The sequence below is a fragment of the Bacillus sp. FSL W8-0920 genome (genome assembly GCF_038593215.1).
GTDB classification, from domain to species: Bacteria; Bacillota; Bacilli; order Bacillales; family Bacillaceae; genus Bacillus; species Bacillus pumilus.
This window is the reverse complement of record NZ_CP151974.1, coordinates 3,098,737-3,114,289: the sequence shown is the minus strand read 5'-3', so window position 1 is coordinate 3,114,289 and position 15,553 is coordinate 3,098,737. Positions and strand designations below refer to the sequence as shown.

At 44.2% G+C, this 15,553-nt stretch carries 15 protein-coding genes; 14 read left to right on the top strand and 1 reads right to left on the bottom strand.

Annotated elements, in window-relative coordinates; translation table 11 throughout:
- Positions 1-163: 163 nt before the first annotated feature.
- From NSS78_RS15920 to NSS78_RS15905, 4 genes are all read left to right on the top strand, one after another.
- On the top strand, positions 164-1,192 hold the full coding sequence (locus NSS78_RS15920; protein WP_189282637.1) for an iron ABC transporter permease: 1,029 nt from the start codon (positions 164-166) through the stop codon (positions 1,190-1,192).
- A complete protein-coding gene (locus tag NSS78_RS15915; protein WP_327839773.1) occupies positions 1,189-2,190 on the top strand; it encodes an iron ABC transporter permease in 1,002 nt (333 codons plus the stop codon). The genes NSS78_RS15920 and NSS78_RS15915 overlap by 4 nt, the downstream gene beginning before the upstream one ends.
- A gap of 17 nt (positions 2,191-2,207) precedes the next feature.
- Positions 2,208-3,113, top strand: coding sequence for an iron-hydroxamate ABC transporter substrate-binding protein (locus tag NSS78_RS15910; protein WP_212045770.1), 906 nt, complete (start codon positions 2,208-2,210; stop codon positions 3,111-3,113).
- A gap of 139 nt (positions 3,114-3,252) precedes the next feature.
- The gene (locus NSS78_RS15905) at positions 3,253-3,477 is read left to right on the top strand and encodes a phage holin (protein ID WP_003212682.1); all 225 of its coding nucleotides are present in this window, start codon (positions 3,253-3,255) and stop codon (positions 3,475-3,477) included.
- A gap of 88 nt (positions 3,478-3,565) precedes the next feature.
- Here the strand turns inward: NSS78_RS15905 and NSS78_RS15900 are convergent, their stop codons facing one another.
- Positions 3,566-4,036 carry a helix-turn-helix domain-containing protein gene (locus tag NSS78_RS15900; protein ID WP_050944236.1) on the bottom strand — a complete coding sequence of 157 codons (471 nt, stop codon included), beginning with the start codon at positions 4,034-4,036 and terminating at the stop codon, positions 3,566-3,568.
- Positions 4,037-4,287: 251 nt separating this feature from the next.
- On the opposite strand from NSS78_RS15900, the gene NSS78_RS15895 reads away from it, so the two are divergent.
- From NSS78_RS15895 to NSS78_RS15850, 10 genes are all read left to right on the top strand, one after another.
- Positions 4,288-5,019, top strand: coding sequence for a Wzz/FepE/Etk N-terminal domain-containing protein (locus NSS78_RS15895; protein WP_251190791.1), 732 nt, complete (start codon positions 4,288-4,290; stop codon positions 5,017-5,019).
- Entirely contained in the window at positions 5,009-5,692 is a 684-nt protein-coding gene (locus NSS78_RS15890; protein WP_003212774.1) for a CpsD/CapB family tyrosine-protein kinase, read from the top strand. The genes NSS78_RS15895 and NSS78_RS15890 overlap by 11 nt, the downstream gene beginning before the upstream one ends.
- Before the next feature lie 165 nt (positions 5,693-5,857).
- Entirely contained in the window at positions 5,858-7,732 is a 1,875-nt protein-coding gene (locus tag NSS78_RS15885) for a nucleoside-diphosphate sugar epimerase/dehydratase (RefSeq protein ID WP_327839776.1), read from the top strand.
- Complete coding sequence (locus tag NSS78_RS15880) at positions 7,698-8,837, top strand: glycosyltransferase family 4 protein (RefSeq protein WP_327839777.1); 1,140 nt, start codon at positions 7,698-7,700, stop codon at positions 8,835-8,837. The genes NSS78_RS15885 and NSS78_RS15880 overlap by 35 nt, the downstream gene beginning before the upstream one ends.
- A 2-nt stretch (positions 8,838-8,839) precedes the next feature.
- The gene (locus NSS78_RS15875; protein WP_327839780.1) at positions 8,840-9,679 is read left to right on the top strand and encodes a glycosyltransferase; all 840 of its coding nucleotides are present in this window, start codon (positions 8,840-8,842) and stop codon (positions 9,677-9,679) included.
- Positions 9,672-10,802: a glycosyltransferase family 1 protein gene (locus NSS78_RS15870; protein ID WP_327839782.1), complete on the top strand. Its 1,131-nt coding sequence runs from the start codon at positions 9,672-9,674 to the stop codon at positions 10,800-10,802. Before NSS78_RS15875 ends, NSS78_RS15870 begins: the two co-directional genes overlap by 8 nt.
- A gap of 14 nt (positions 10,803-10,816) precedes the next feature.
- On the top strand, positions 10,817-11,920 hold the full coding sequence (locus NSS78_RS15865; protein WP_003213102.1) for an EpsG family protein: 1,104 nt from the start codon (positions 10,817-10,819) through the stop codon (positions 11,918-11,920).
- Between the two features lie 27 nt (positions 11,921-11,947).
- A complete protein-coding gene (locus NSS78_RS15860) occupies positions 11,948-12,970 on the top strand; it encodes a glycosyltransferase family 2 protein (protein ID WP_339206094.1) in 1,023 nt (340 codons plus the stop codon).
- Positions 12,971-12,975: 5 nt separating this feature from the next.
- Positions 12,976-14,004 (top strand): polysaccharide pyruvyl transferase family protein, encoded by a 1,029-nt coding sequence (locus NSS78_RS15855; RefSeq protein ID WP_342468159.1) that lies wholly within the window; start codon positions 12,976-12,978, stop codon positions 14,002-14,004.
- 28 nt (positions 14,005-14,032) lie between these two features.
- Entirely contained in the window at positions 14,033-15,547 is a 1,515-nt protein-coding gene (locus NSS78_RS15850) for an MATE family efflux transporter (protein ID WP_212045559.1), read from the top strand.
- Positions 15,548-15,553 lie beyond the last annotated feature (6 nt).

The following is a 15,553-nucleotide window of genomic DNA, read 5'->3' as shown; positions in this document are numbered from 1 at the left end:
TTTCAAACGAGCAAAGACACTGTATGACACTGTCACCTGCATACCTTCATTAATTAAAAAATGAGGTGTACATTGATTTTTGAGAGGCAGGCAGATATAATTTTGATGATTATGATTCTCATTTTCAAACAGACTTTTAATGAAGAAAAGGATGACACCGATTTTGCAGGATAAGCGAACACCTCAACAAAAACGATCATCATATATTCTGTTCTTTTTGATATTTTTTCTCGCCGTCCTTGGTTTGGCGGCTGCCATGTTTTTGGCTGTGTCATATGGTGCCAAAACATTGTCTCTGCAAACGGTTTGGACAGCTGTATTTGACTATCAGTCAGATGTCACAGAGCAGCAGATCATCCATGAGTTAAGACTTCCTCGTGTTTTAGGAGCAGCTCTTGTTGGAGCGGCATTTGCCGTAGCGGGTGCGCTCATGCAGGGGATTACAAGAAACCCGCTGGCCGATGCGGGAATTTTGGGCATCAATGGCGGTGCGATGTTTGTGGTCGCTCTCTGTTTTGCTTTTTTCCCAGGCATCCCTTATTCGGCACTTATGTTGTTTTCCTTTTTTGGTGCAGTGCTCAGTACGCTGCTGATCTTTGCGATTGGTGCGGCTGGCGGCGTTTTGACACCGCTGCGCTTAACTGTAGCAGGAGCCGTTGTGGCTGCATTGCTTCATGCACTTAGCTCTGGAATCGCGATTTATTTTGACTTAAGCCAGGACCTTGCGTTTTGGTATGCAGGCGGAGTGGCTGGTGTGAAATGGCCGCAGCTGACAATTCTTGCTCCGGTCATTCTCATAGTGATCGTATGGGCGATGCTATTAGGACGGTCACTGTCGCTACTGTCGCTTGGTGAAGATGTAGCGGCAAATCTAGGGGTGAAAACGCGACAAGTGCGAATACTAGGAATGGTAGCTGCTGTATTATTAGCAGGGGTTTCTGTGTCAGCAGTCGGCTCCATTGGGTTTGTCGGTCTTGTCATCCCGCATATCGCACGAAAGCTGGTTGGTGTAAACTATCGTTTCGTCATTCCGATGTCAGCGATATTAGGCGCGGTGCTGCTTGTCTTTGCTGACCTTGCCAGCCGCACCGTTAATCCGCCGCGAGAGCTTGCCATTGGCGTGATGGTGGCACTTGTCGGTGTTCCTTTCTTCTTGTATATTGCCAGAAAAGAAGGGAGGAACCTGTCATGAGAGAGAAACAGCGGGCTCTTGTTGTGACAGTCGTTTTGCTTTGTTTAAGTGTGGTTGTTGTGCTGTATAGCTTAAATACCGGTACGCTGAAACTAAATCCTCTTGTGGTCGTCAAAACGTTATTCGGCTTTGGAGATTTTCAAAGTGAAACGGTGCTGTTTGACTATCGTCTGCCTCGAATCGTGGTAACGATGCTAGCGGGAATTGGTCTTGGTATTGCGGGAGGCATTTTGCAAAGTTTATCTCGTAACCCGCTGGCCGATCCAGGGATTATTGGACTGAATGCAGGCGCCGCATTTGGCTTAATCGTGTTTGTGACGTATTTCCACGCACTAGAAGGCAATCCCTCTCTTCTGATTCCGCTCTTTACATTTGGCGGAGGGCTTCTTGCGGCAGCGGTCATCGTGCTTTTGGCGTATGACCGGCAGGAAGGGCTCGTTCCCATCCGGCTGATTTTAGTAGGAATTGCAGTTGCAGCGGGATTCAGTGCTTTGACATTATTTTTGTCATTGAAGCTAGATGAAGATACTTACACATTTGCTTCAAGATGGCTTGTCGGAAATGTCTGGGGGAGAGATTGGATTCATGTGTTAGCGCTTCTGCCTTGGATTGTATGCCTTGTGCCGCTTACGCTGATGCAGTCAAGCACGCTCAATGCGTTGACATTAGGAGATGCTGTCGCCTCAAGTGTAGGTGTACGTGTTCAGCGTCAGCGTCTCCTTTTGCTGACCTTAGCTGTTGGTTTGGCGAGTGCAAGTGTTTCGATGACAGGCGGTATCGGTTTTATTGGACTTGTCGCCCCGCATTTGGCAAGGCGGCTTGTCGGCTCGCTTCATCAATACTTTTTACCGGTTAGTGCGCTGCTTGGCTTGTTGATTTTGGTCAGTGCCGATACAATTGGACGTTCCATCTTTGCCCCAAATGCCATACCAGCGGGTGTCGTTGTGGCTTTTATCGGCGCTCCTTATTTTCTCTATTTATTAACAAAAACGAAATAAACAAGAAAGAGGAACTCATCATGAAAAAATTACTTGTGCTTGGTTTAACGCTCTGTTTTATTTTGCTTGCCGCTTGTGGTCAACAGGAAACAAAGAATAAAGCAACTCAAAATGATCATGGAACACCGAAAATTGCTTCCTTGTCTATTCATTTAACGAATGACTTATTAGCACTCGGTATCAAGCCAGCAGGCTCTGTTGTAGGAGGGGATTTAAAAGATTTTCTTCCACATGCCAAAAAGCAGCTGAGTGGTACGAAGAAGCTGGGCATCGCAGCCGATCCCGATATGGAGTCGCTGCTTGCATTACAACCAGATGTTATTTACGTTGATGAAGAACTAGCTGGCCAAGATTTATCGAAATATAAGAAAATCGCCAAAACGGAAGTGTTTGATTTAAATAACGGCACTTGGCGTGATCATTTGAAAAAAATCGGCAAGCTCGTCAATAAAGAGAAAGAAGCCGATCAATATATTCAGGATTACAATCAAGAAGCAAAAGAAGTCAAATCGCTCATCAAACAAAAGATTGGAAACGGAAAAGTAATGGCGATCCGTGTGACGGCAAAGGAACTTCGAGTATTTAGCATGAAGCGCCCAATGGGTCCAATTTTGTACGAGGATTTAGGCCTCACACCTGTCGATGGGGTGAAGAAACTGGACAGCAAACGGCCATTTGAAGTGATTTCTCAAGAGGTTCTTCCTGACTATGATGCAGATGCTATCTTTGTCGTTGTGAACCGTGATGATAAAGCGCAGCAGGCATTCAAGCAATTAGAAAAGACGCCGATTTGGAAGGGGCTAAAAGCTGTGAAGAACAATCAAGTCTATCCGATTGCCGATCAGCCATGGCTCGATTACTCAGCACTAGGCAATAAAATGGCATTGGATGAAGCGAAAGAGATGTTTTCTACATCAAAATAAGATGAAATCAGGCATCATTCCTTATATAGGCATGATGTCTCTTTTTTTGATCCGGTCTTCTATTCTTTCGGTTTTTGCATACATATGAGAGAGAACGAGCCGTACCGCCCGTGAAGGGGAAGAAAGGGAGGGGTTACAGTTGGAAGTTCAAAAAATTAGTGCAGGTACAATCGCAAGGCTTGTGCTGCTTTTGCTCGCGCTTGTCAACAGTGCGCTAACCGCTGCGGGAAAAAGCCCAATACCTATTGATGAAGAAGGTATTCAGCAATTCATCACGTTAGTCTTTCTTGGAATTACATCTCTCTGGGCCTATTGGAAAAACAATGATATAACGAAAAAAGCACGAACAAAAAAAGCAGAATAAGAGGAAAAAGAGCCTTTTCATGATAAAAGGCTCTTTTTCAGCGAAGCGTCAAACGCCTCTCCCCGCAATTTGACTCTTCCTGAAAGGCTTACGCCCGTCGTTCTCCCATGTTGGCGAGGAATGCTTTTACTTCCTCAATGCTTAAGCCGATAGCTTTCGCCTCACTCATCAGACGCTTCCATTCTGTTATATTCGAATCCGTCAACTTTCTATGAGTGACATGTAACGTCTTTTCTTCCTGCTCCTTTCGGTACGTTTGGAGCAGCTGATAGAGTTCTTCTTTTGGCATGCCGGATTGGACGGCATTGACGATATGCTCCCGCCATTCGTGTTCACCACTCTCAGACTCATGAAACATCAACGTCTCTGCATCAAACAGCTCTTGTAAATCAATCTCTAGCGAAGAGGATACCTTTTTTAAAAACTGGACAGATGGATTTCTGTGGACACCACGCTCTATCTTACTCAAATACGATTTAGAAACATGGGCATCTTCAGCCAGCTGCTGAATGGAGTATCCCTTCCTCTTTCGGTAAATGCGTATCACCTTTCCTATCATTCGATCATCCCTTCTTCCTGGCGAATCGTACTGCGACCTTTTCGTTCATTATAAGAAATAAATTGTTCTTTATAAAATTCAAAAACGTAAGAATTAGGAAGTAAACAAAAGAAAACGAACGATTTCGTTCTTTAAAAAGAACTATAAGACCTATTATGACATTTTTCTTTGCGGGTATTATCTTTTATAATCCAATCATTAACAAAAAGAAACCATATATAACCTTTTTATGATGAAATCGGGAGGTATCTATGAATGAGAATATAGGTTTTAAGCAGCTGTTTTCTGTCATTAAAGAGAAAATGGCCCTTCTGATCCTGATTGTCCTGATCGTAACGGGCATTTCAGCCTACTATCAGTTCTATGTCTCGACTCCTGTATATCAGGCAACCACTCAAATTCTTGTTCATAAACGCAGTAATGACGCACAAGCGAACTTAAACGATATTCAGATGAACCTTCAATATACACGTACCTTTCAAGTTTTATTAAAAAGTCCGATCGTCATTGAAAAAGTAAAAGAAACACTCAATCTCACAGAATCAGCTGAAGGATTAAAACACAAAATTGCCACAAGTACAGAAAATGAGTCTGAGGTCATCAATATTTCTGTGCAAGATGAGGATCGCGCAAAGGCAGTTGCCATCGCGAATACTGCAACAGAGGCGCTGCAAGAAGAAATCAAAAAAACCATGAATATGGATCGCATTAATGTTTTGTCTGAAGCCAAGCTGTCCAATACGATTCTCATGAATTCAAGAAAATTCGTTCATATCGTACTGGCACTAGGCGCCTCTTTATTAGGGGGGATAACACTCATTTTCTTAATGAACCTACTCGATGATACTGTAAAACGAACACATCAAATAAGAGAAGAGATCGGATTGCCGTCGCTCGGTAGCGTCTATCAGATGCAGGCAGACAGGAGGGCAAAAAAAGACAAGCAGTCCGTCATAACGGGAGGACAGAACATTGATCTTTAAGAGAAAGAAAAGAGAAAAGAGAGATTTATCCTGTATTTCTGTATTAGATCCTCACTCTGTCATAGCAGAACAATTTCGTACGATCCGAACGAACATCGAATTCACATCAATCCAAACAAGGCTGAAATCCATATTGGTGACATCCTCCTTGCCGAAGGAAGGGAAATCATTTACGGCTGCAAATCTAGCAGCTGTTTTTGCACAGCAGAAAAAGCGGGTGCTGCTAATGGATGCTGATTTGCGAAAGCCGGCTGTTCATGAATATTTTGACCTGAGTCATCACACTGGCTTAACCAATGTGCTATTAAATAATTGCAGCTTGGAGGAAGCTATTTTACCCACACCTATTGAACATTTAGAGCTGCTTCCGAGCGGAACCATTCCGCCGAATCCAGCTGAGCTGCTCTCCTCATCTGTCATGAAGCAGCTGTTTTATGAAATTGAACAGCAATATGACATGGTGATTGTTGATTCTGCGCCGCTTCTGCCAGTAGCCGATGCAAAGATCCTGGCGAACCGGACAGATGGAAGCATTCTTGTTGTCTTAAGCGGCAAAACCAAGATAGCTGCGGTCAAGAAATCAAAAGAAGTGTTAGACGGGACAACAGGTAAACTGCTTGGGGCTATGCTAAATGGCAAGAAAGAGAAAAAGGGAAGGCTGTATATGTATTAACAAGATTGATAGGTGATGTCTCCTAATCTTTAACAATGGAGGCACTCGATCCTGCTGTGGGCATGACCAATGCCTTAGATGCTCGTCATCAATAGTGGGATGTGAGGACGGGTTTGATGCCCATTTTACGTAAGAATAGTGATGTTTTAAAAAGGGGGAGGAGCGTTGACTTACGCCCAAAGATTATCAATCATCGTGGCACTAGATTCATATCTCATCTTAGTGGCTGTCTTTTTTGGTTTTCAATTTGTCCAAGAAGCGGCGTTAACTGTTTATACATTTGAAATGCTCGTCATTTCTTCGCTCAGTCTACTCATTGGGCACCATTTGTTTTCGTATATTTTTCACGTGTACAAGCAAGTATGGGCTTATACAGGGGTAAGAGAGCTATTTTCTTTAATGAAGACCTTTGTATGTTCTTTTTTATTTTCAATGGCAATACTGTACCTTTTCGTGCAGACATGGCCCTTCCGTTTTTTATTCATCGTATGGCTTTTTCACGTATTATTCATCGGTGCATCTCGAATGGCGTCCCGGCTATTACATGATGGGGCAAAGCGGCTGCAGGTAGAAAAGGAGCGGGCCTTAATCATTGGCGCCGGATCAGCTGGAACCATCATCGTTCGTCAGCTTCAGCAATCGAGTGATGTACATATTGAGCCAGTCGCCTTCATAGATGATGACAAGACGAAGCATAGGCTTGAAATCATGGGACTACCTGTTCTAGGGGGAAAAGAACAGATTCAAACAGCTGTTGTGATGATGGATATTCAAAAGATCATCATCGCCATTCCGTCCAAAAGCAGCCATACGTTAAAAGGGCTGTATAAGGAATGCGTAGCGACTGGGATCAAGACACAGATCATGCCGGAGATGGAGCAGATTTTAAAAGGAACCCATGCGCTGAATCAATTACGAGATGTACAGCCAGAGGATCTATTAGGTAGAGAACCGATTCAATTAGATTCGAGCCGTCTATCTGTCCATTTAAAGGGGAAAACCATCATGGTCACAGGGGCAGGCGGATCGATTGGGTCAGAAATCTGTCGTCAAATTTGTGTGTTTGCTCCTCAAGCGATTGTGCTTGTGGGACATGGAGAATTTAGCATTCATTCTATTTTACTAGAGCTGAAAGAAATCTATGGGGACACCATCAGTCTCTATCCGCAAATTGCGGATATCCAAGATAAACAGAAAATGAGTGAAATCGTTGGTCAGTTTCAGCCGGATATGATTTATCATGCTGCGGCACATAAGCACGTCCCGCTCATGGAGATCAGTCCAAAAGAAGCAGTGAAAAACAATATTATCGGGACAAAAAATGTCGCAGAAGCTGCACATGAGCATGGCATTGAAACATTCGTCCTCATTTCCTCTGACAAAGCGGTCAATCCTGCCAATGTGATGGGCGCCACAAAACGATTTGCTGAAATGCTGATCATGCACATGGGGGCAAGCAGTGACACCAAATTTGTCGCGGTTCGATTTGGAAATGTACTCGGAAGCAGGGGAAGCGTCATACCAATTTTTAAGAAACAGATTGAACAAGGCGGGCCGGTCACGGTCACACACCCAGCCATGACAAGATATTTTATGACCATTCCAGAAGCATCAAGGCTTGTCATTCAGGCGGGTGCCTTGGCAGAAGGAAGACAGATTTTCGTATTAGACATGGGGGAGCCAGTGAAAATTGTTGACCTCGCAGAAAACCTCATTCATCTCTCAGGTTACACCACAGACCAGATTCCGATTACGTTCACAGGCATTCGCCCTGGGGAGAAAATGTATGAGGAACTACTCAACCAGCATGAAAAAGCACAGGAACAAATTTTCCCGAAAATTCATATCGGCCATGCGCTGGATGGAGACCCATATGTACTGAACCGCTTTATCCATGAATTTGACATGATGAGTGAAGAGCAAATGAGAGAAGCATTGTTTGCTGCCATCGAATCGCATGATTTGTTGTCTGAACAGATGAAAAGAGAGGGGGAAGCGCTTGCCGATGAAGAAAAAAGTCTTGTTTTGCGCAACGGTTGACTATCATTTTAAGGCATTTCACCTTCCGTATTTCCGGTGGTTTCAGGAACAAGGATGGGAAGTGCATACAGCGGCAAATGGTCAGCTGGAGCTTCCCTATGTGGATCAAGCGCACTCGATTCCGATTCAGCGATCTCCTTTTCATGTGCACAACCGGTTTGCGTATGTGGAGCTGAAGAAGCTGTTAGCGAAAGAGCACTACGACTTTATCCATTGCCACACACCAATGGGAAGTGTGATTGGCAGACTAGCAGCCAAAAGCACGCGCAAAAAAGGGACGAAGGTTCTTTACACAGCACATGGTTTTCACTTTTGGCAAGGAGCACCGCTTCAAAACTGGCTGCTCTATTATCCGATTGAGCGATGGCTCGCCCGCCATACAGACGCTCTGATCACCATTAATGGAGAGGATTTTAAAAGAGCAGATCGTCTATCAAAAGAGCGGGCATCTGTTTATTACGTTCCTGGTATGGGTGTGGATATGAAACGATTTGCACCAGTTATTGAAAAAGAGAAGCAGCGTCTTCGCGCAGTCCATGGCTTTTCTTCAGAAGATTTTATTGTGCTGTGCGCTGGCGAATTAAATGCGAATAAAAACCAAGGGATGCTCATCAAAGCATGTGCCCAGCTATATAGGAAAATACCAAATGTGAAGGTCGTGTTTGCCGGTGAAGGGGCAATGAGGCCGATGTATGAAAAGCTGGTTCACGAGCTCCATCTTGAAAAGCATGTCCACTTTGCTGGTTTTTGCAAACAAATTGAGGAATGGATGCATTTGAGTGATGTATGTGTGTCGACTAGTTTGAGAGAAGGGCTCGGCATGAATCTGCTTGAAGCGATGTCTGCAGAAAAGCCGGTCATTGCAACAGAGAATAGAGGACACTGTGAGTTGATCAGACATGGCGTGAATGGTTTTTTAGTCAAACTGCATGATGTGAATGACTTGGCTGAATATTTGCACCAGCTTTATCACAAAAGAGATCAGCTGCCCCTCATGGGAAAAGCGGGGCGCTCCTTAGCCCATGCATTTGCACAGGAGCAGACGGTGAGTGCTATGGAAGAAATTTATACAACCTTTATGGATCAAGCAGAGAAGGTGATGTGAGCATGCATAAGCCAAAGGTGTCTATCATCATGGGCGTCTACAATTGCCAAGACACAGTAGAAGAAAGTATTGAATCTATTCTTCATCAAACATATGACAACTGGGAGTTCATCATATGTGATGACGCATCAACAGACGGCACCTATGAAAAAGTGCTGTCCTATACAAAACGAGAACCTGAAAGAATTCGCCTTATCCGCAATGAGCATAATCAAAGGCTCGCTGCCAGTCTGAATCGCTGTCTAGCTGAAGCGAGGGGAGACTTGATTGCAAGGCAGGATGGCGACGATATATCAGTACCTGATCGTTTAGAAAAACAGGTGCATTTCCTTGAATCACATCCTGAATATGATGTGGTCGGGACGGCGATGACCGTGTTTGATGAATCGGGTACAAAAGGTGTACGTGCACTGATTTCAGAGCCTGATCGAAAAGTGCTGGCAAGAGGGACGCCTTTTTGTCATGGAACCATTATGATGAGGGCTGCTGCGTACAAGGCTTTAAATGGATATCGCTCTGTGAAAACAACGAGGCGGATGGAAGATATTGATCTGTGGATCCGTTTTTTTGCTACGGGGAGAAAAGGCTTTAATTTACAAGAGCCGTTATACCTTGTGAGAGAGGATGAAGCGGCTTTTCAGCGTCGTAAGTTTCAATATTCGATAGACAATGCTTGGCTCGTTTTGAAAGCATGCTGGTTATTAAAATTGCCGCCGGTTCATTATTTGTTTGCGCTAAAGCCGGTGATCCGCGCCTGTTTATCACCGAAGATCATGAAATTTTATCACCAGCGGAAGCTGGAGGCGTCTTTGTTGAAAAGGAGGACGATTCGGGATGAGTGAGCCAAAGCGTGTACTTCATATTGTGGGCGGGATGAACCGCGGCGGAGCTGAAACGTTGATCATGAACATCTATCGTGCACTTGATAGAAATGTCCTCCAATTTGACTTTATTACCCACCGGAAGGATGTCTGTGATTATGATGAAGAAATTCAGAGGCTCGGAGGACGTATCTTTTACGTCCCGAGTATTGGGGCATCCTCTCCTTTGGCATTTGTCAGAACATTGACAAAGACGATCAAACGAACAGGACCGTATCAAGCAGTGCATGCACATACAGATTTTCAAACAGGCTTCTCTGCCCTTGCTGCGAAATTGGCGGGTGTAAAGGTGCGGATTTGTCATTCGCATAATACAGCTTGGAAACAGTCGCCAAATTGGGTAGACCATTTGATGCTCAAAGGGTTTCGCCGGCTGATTTTTGCATTTTCTACAAAGCTTGTTGCATGCGGTGAGGATGCCGGCTCCTTTTTATTTGGGCAGAAAAAAATGAAGAATGGACAGGTTGAGGTGCTGCCGAATGGGATTGATTTATCCCTTTTCTTTCAGCCTGATCCAGAAGAAAAGGTGAAGATCAAAAAGCAGCTTGGTCTTCAGGAAAAGAGTATGGTGATAGGTCATATTGGTCGTTTTCATGAACAAAAAAATCACGTTTTTTTTATGGAATTGGCACAGACCTTAAAGAAGCAGGGGGTCTCATTTCAGCTTGTCCTTGTAGGGGATGGACCGCTGAGGCAGGTGGTTGAATCATATGCGGAAAAGGCCGGTTTGTTAGACAACATTGTCTTTACAGGCGTTGTATCGGACGTTCCAGACTATATGAAAGCATTTGATGTATTTGTGATGCCTTCCTTGTTTGAAGGCCTTCCACTCGTTTTAGTGGAAGCACAGGCATCTGGATTGCCTTGTGTGATTTCAGATCATATTACAGAGGAAGTAGATTTAGGCTGCGGTCTTGTGAAAAGAATGTCGCTGCGGGATTCCGCGCATGAATGGATGAAGGCGGTACTTGAAGCGTATCATGCAGAGCCTCCTCTTCAAGAGACCATTACGTACCAGCTTGAACAAAGAGGATTTGATGTCAAACAGAACATCACACGTGTGATGAAAGGATATGGACTGTAAGGAAGGAATGGCAGATGGCGGTATATTTGGTGAACATGATCATGGTCTATTTATGGTCGAGCTTTGCCGCATTTTACGGCAGGCGTGATGATACCATTCAAAGCGGATGGCGGCCTAACAAGATTCTCGTGTTATTTCCGTTTTTGTTTCTTTGTATTGTCGCTGGTATTCGGTACAAAGTAGGAACCGATTTTGTCACATATGGACAGATGTATGAGTTCTCCATCAATTATGAAAAGCCTTGGCACATATTCGGATTTGGTGTGGACAAGGCGGCCACTGACCCAGGATTTACGTTTATTTTATGGATGCTCAATCAACTGTCCCATGATCCGCAAATCATGTATATCTCGGTTGGGGCGATCACTTATTTTTTTATCATCAAGACGCTCATTCAATATGGTCGTCCCTTTGAGCTGAGTATGCTGCTTTTTCTCGGCACCTTTCATTATTACGCTTCGTTTAATGGCATGCGTCAGTATATGGTGGCGGCGGTTCTTTTTTATGCCATCCGTCTTGTGATCAATGGTCAGTGGAAATTGTATTTTCCGCTCGTCCTCGTATGTTCATTGTTTCATTCATCGGCTCTCATCATGATTCCTGTGTATTTTATCGTGAGAACAAAATCGTGGTCTTGGATGATGCTGGTCTTATGCATGATTTTCTTAGGGTTAACCGCTCTTTATGACCGCTTTATTTCCGTGTTTGTCGTAATGCTGCAAGGCAGTTCATATGGGCATTACGAGGAATGGCTCACAACGAATACAAATGGAATGAATGTGACAAAAATCGGTGTATTGATTTTGCCGCTTTTGCTTGCGTTCTTTTATCGAAAACGGCTTCGTGAGCTGACGCCTGAGAGTGATTACGTTGTGAACTTTTGTTTGCTCGGTTTCTTGTTTGGCATCCTTGCCACCAAGGATGTCATTTATGCAAGATTTCATATTTATTTTGGCTTGTATCAGCTTATTTTACTGCCGTATTTCACACGTATTTTTGATCAGCGGTCTAATGTTTTTATCTATGTAGGGATTGCTGTTTGCTATATTCTGTACAGCATCATGCTGATGCCGTTCGATTCATCTGTGTTACCGTACAGGACGATATTTACAAAGTAGATTTTGAGAAAGGTGGGGCATGTTGTAATGCCAGCTATCAGTCTATTGGTCGCAGTCTACAATACGAGTCAGTATGTGGAGCAATGCCTTCAATCAATTGCAGATCAAAGTTTTTCAGATATAGAGGTTATTCTCGTGAATGATGGATCTACAGATCACAGCGGAGAATATCTTGAAGCATTTGCTGCACAAGATCAGCGGTTTCGGGTCATTCATCAAACCAATCAAGGGTTAGGCGCTGTGAGAAACCGGGGCATCGAAGAAGCAAAGGGCACGTATATTGCCTTTATTGATTCAGATGATATTCTCGCGCCTCATTACTGCGAAGCCTTGTATGAAAAAGCTGAAATGATCGGCGCAGATTTAGTTATCAGTGAGTACTGGATTCAATTTGAACAGTCAAAGCGAACCATACCAACGACGCTGTTAGCCGAGCGGTCGGCCGAAAAAACGAGTTTAATTGAAGCGTTATTGCACGGAGACATGACGGGGTTTTCATGGAATAAGCTGTATCGGCGTGCCTTTATCGAAGAACACGACATTCGATTTCCGTTGCGGGGAGAACTTGAGAACATAGAAGATCAATATGTGACGCTGCGCTGTTTTTCTTTATCACACAGTATTGCCTTTGTTCATGAACCACTTTATTACTACCGTGTTCATCTATCTTCTATTGTGCAGCGATATCAAAAGCAGTATTTTCATCATGGACTAACCTTTTATCATGCACAGCGCTTGTTTTTGACAGAATATGATGACATCTCTCTGTATGAGAAGGCACTTGATTTTTTTATTGTCAATCACACTCTTCATTGTATGCTCAACGAATGGAAGAGCCAAAATGCACTCTCTCTTCGGGAAAAGCTTGATCATATGCGGGAAATGGTGACACACGAGGCTTTTCAGCATGCCGTCAAACAAGTGGAGCCATCGAAGCTCACCGCGCGGAAGCGAATGATTTTATTCCTTGCGAAGTGCCGGCTGGTCTATCCACTTTCTGCCGCCGCTTCTAGCTATCAAAAATGGATCGAATATCAAACAAGGAAATAGGGGTGATGAGATTGACATTGCAGCAATTGAAGGCGCACGCCGCAGAGTGGCTGCTCTTAAAGGTTAAATATCCGCTTGAATATCGACTGAGCCGCCAAAGCCTGCCAGAGCGGAGTCATCAGAAGAAAATCATTCTCACGCTGCTGCCAGGACATGATAATTTAGGGGATCATGCGATTGCCTATGCGAGTTATTGTTTTTTAAAAGAGCACTTTCCCGCCTATGACATCATGGAAGTGGACATGAAAGAGATCTATCGCCTCGCCCGTCCGTTAAAGCGTATGCGGCACCCGGAAGACATCGTCTGTATCATCGGTGGGGGCAATATGGGAGACTTATACCGTTATGAAGAATGGACGAGACAATTTATCATGAAAACCTTCAAGTCCTATCCGGTGATTCAACTGCCGGCCACTGCCCATTTTACAGAAACAAAGAGAGGAAAAAGAGAGGAACGCCGCGCTATTCAAACATACAAACACCATCCGAGGCTGCTTCTCATGGCAAGAGATCAAACAACCTACACTTGGATGAAGCAGCACTTCCCTGATCAAGATGTGTGGAAACAGCCTGATATGGTGCTGACATTAGATGAATCAAACAAGGAACAAAAACGTAAAGGGGTTTTACTTTGTTTGCGAGAGGATAAGGAAGCGTACCTCACCGAAAAGGAGCGGCGGCAGCTAAAGCAGCAAATTCAAGAGACGTATGATCAAGTCGATTTGATCACAACGACAATTGGCAAACGAGTGGATCGAACGACTCGCTTAGATGAATTATCTGCCTTATGGACAGAGTTAAGTAAGGCGCAGGTCGTCGTGACAGACCGGCTTCACGGTATGATTTTTTGTGCGATTACGCAAACACCGTGTGTTGTCCTCAGGTCGTTTGATCACAAGGTGATGGAAGGGTATGAATGGGTGGCTCATCTTCCGTTTTTGACGCTATTGAAAGAACCGAATGGGGCGTCTGTGAAAGAGGCGATTCATCAGCTGATGAAAACGAGCAGACAAAAGGGAGAGGAAGCTGGATGAAGGCTTTTACACGCTGCGTGAAATCAAAATGAATCGAGCGTTTCTTTACAATGCCAGTGCAAACATCATGACGTTTGTCTTGATGATGCTTATGTCTGTTTGTTTAACACCGTACATCGTTCATACACTTGGAGTCGAAGCATTCGGCTTAATCCATCTGACGCAAAATATGATCAACTATTTATCGGTTATTACGGCGTCATTAAGTGCTGTGGTGGTGCGCTTTTTTTCTGTGGCGGCTCATAAAGGGGAAATGGAGAGGGCGCAGCGCTATCTCTCATCTTATTTCGTCAGTTCCATTTTTTTATCGATCAGTCTTTTTCTGTTTTGTCTATTCATGTCCCGCCAGCTGGTAGAGTGGCTTCATGTGCCTATTTATCTCGCAAAAGACACACAGACCGCCTTTATATTAGGGGGTCTTTTATTTATGCTCAATTTTGTCATGTCCGGCATTGGGGCTGCCCCGTTTTATGCGAATAAGTTATATGTATCAAGTATTGGTCAGGCCATTCAAATGTTTTTGAGGGCACTGATGATTGTGCTGCTGTTTACATGGACGGCACCCGCCATCTGGCATATTCCACTTGCGGCTGTGATAGGAAGCTTGGCGGCTATGGGAATTGGTATCTATTATTTTAAAAAGCTTATTCCTTGGTTTTCGTTTAAGTGGCGGCACGTTTCACTATCTTCTAGTCTCACACTTGTTCGATCAGGGGTCTGGCATTCTTTTGAGCAAATGGGGATTTTGCTATTTTTACAGATTGATTTATTGATGACGAATCTGCTCATTGGAGCGGAAGCGACGGGACAGTATGCGGCGATATTACAATTTCCATTATTATTACGCACACTCGCAGGGACATTGGCAGTTGTGTTTGCCCCAACGATTACGAAATTTTACTCGAATCAAGATGAAGACGGTCTCATCCAATATGCAGCCAGTGCCATTAAGTGGAGCGGATTATTTGTCGCGTTTCCGGCCGCTCTGCTAGGAGGACTTGCCGGTCCGCTCATGCTTTTATGGCTTGGACCTGCCTTTGAAGAGCTGAAATGGCTTCTCATGATTCATGCTGCTTATTTATGCTTGACCTTGATGTTTTTACCGCTGACATATGTGCCGACCGCTTTTAATCGATTGAAGGTTCCAGCGGTGGTCACGCTCATATTAGGTGTATCCAATGTACTTTTTGCCTATGGATTGACTCATACGCTTCAGCTTGGTTTATACGGCATTGCATCAGCGGGAGCGATTGTTTTATTGATCAAAAATATCGTGTTTCTGCCATTTTATACGGCCCGCATCACGAATCAGAAACGCACCATCTTTTACAAACATACGATGGTTCCACTTGCAGGAGCGCTCATGGTTTGGGGCGTCTGTGCAGGAATTCAAGCGATTTATGACGTGACGTCCTGGTGGGAGCTGTTTTGTATTGGCGGTCTATGTTTCTTTCTCTATATGGGCTACTTGTATCAATTTGCAGGAACAAAACGAGAGCGGCAGCAGCTGGTGCACAAGGTAAAACAAGCTGTTTCCCGCTAGTGAGAT

Bases quoted from the DNA above. Each gene is read 5' to 3' on its own strand.
- NSS78_RS15915 (WP_327839773.1), top strand. From the start codon at position 1,189: ATGAGAGAGAAACAGCGGGCTCTTGTTGTGACAGTCGTTTTGCTTTGT.
- NSS78_RS15900 (WP_050944236.1), bottom strand. From the start codon at position 4,036: ATGATAGGAAAGGTGATACGCATTTACCGAAAGAGGAAGGGATACTCC.
- NSS78_RS15895 (WP_251190791.1), top strand. From the start codon at position 4,288: ATGAATGAGAATATAGGTTTTAAGCAGCTGTTTTCTGTCATTAAAGAG.
- NSS78_RS15880 (WP_327839777.1), top strand. From the start codon at position 7,698: ATGAAGAAAAAAGTCTTGTTTTGCGCAACGGTTGACTATCATTTTAAG.
- NSS78_RS15875 (WP_327839780.1), top strand. From the start codon at position 8,840: ATGCATAAGCCAAAGGTGTCTATCATCATGGGCGTCTACAATTGCCAA.
- NSS78_RS15870 (WP_327839782.1), top strand. From the start codon at position 9,672: ATGAGTGAGCCAAAGCGTGTACTTCATATTGTGGGCGGGATGAACCGC.
- NSS78_RS15865 (WP_003213102.1), top strand. From the start codon at position 10,817: ATGGCGGTATATTTGGTGAACATGATCATGGTCTATTTATGGTCGAGC.
- NSS78_RS15860 (WP_339206094.1), top strand. From the start codon at position 11,948: ATGCCAGCTATCAGTCTATTGGTCGCAGTCTACAATACGAGTCAGTAT.
- NSS78_RS15855 (WP_342468159.1), top strand. From the start codon at position 12,976: ATGAGATTGACATTGCAGCAATTGAAGGCGCACGCCGCAGAGTGGCTG.
- NSS78_RS15850 (WP_212045559.1), top strand. From the start codon at position 14,033: ATGAATCGAGCGTTTCTTTACAATGCCAGTGCAAACATCATGACGTTT.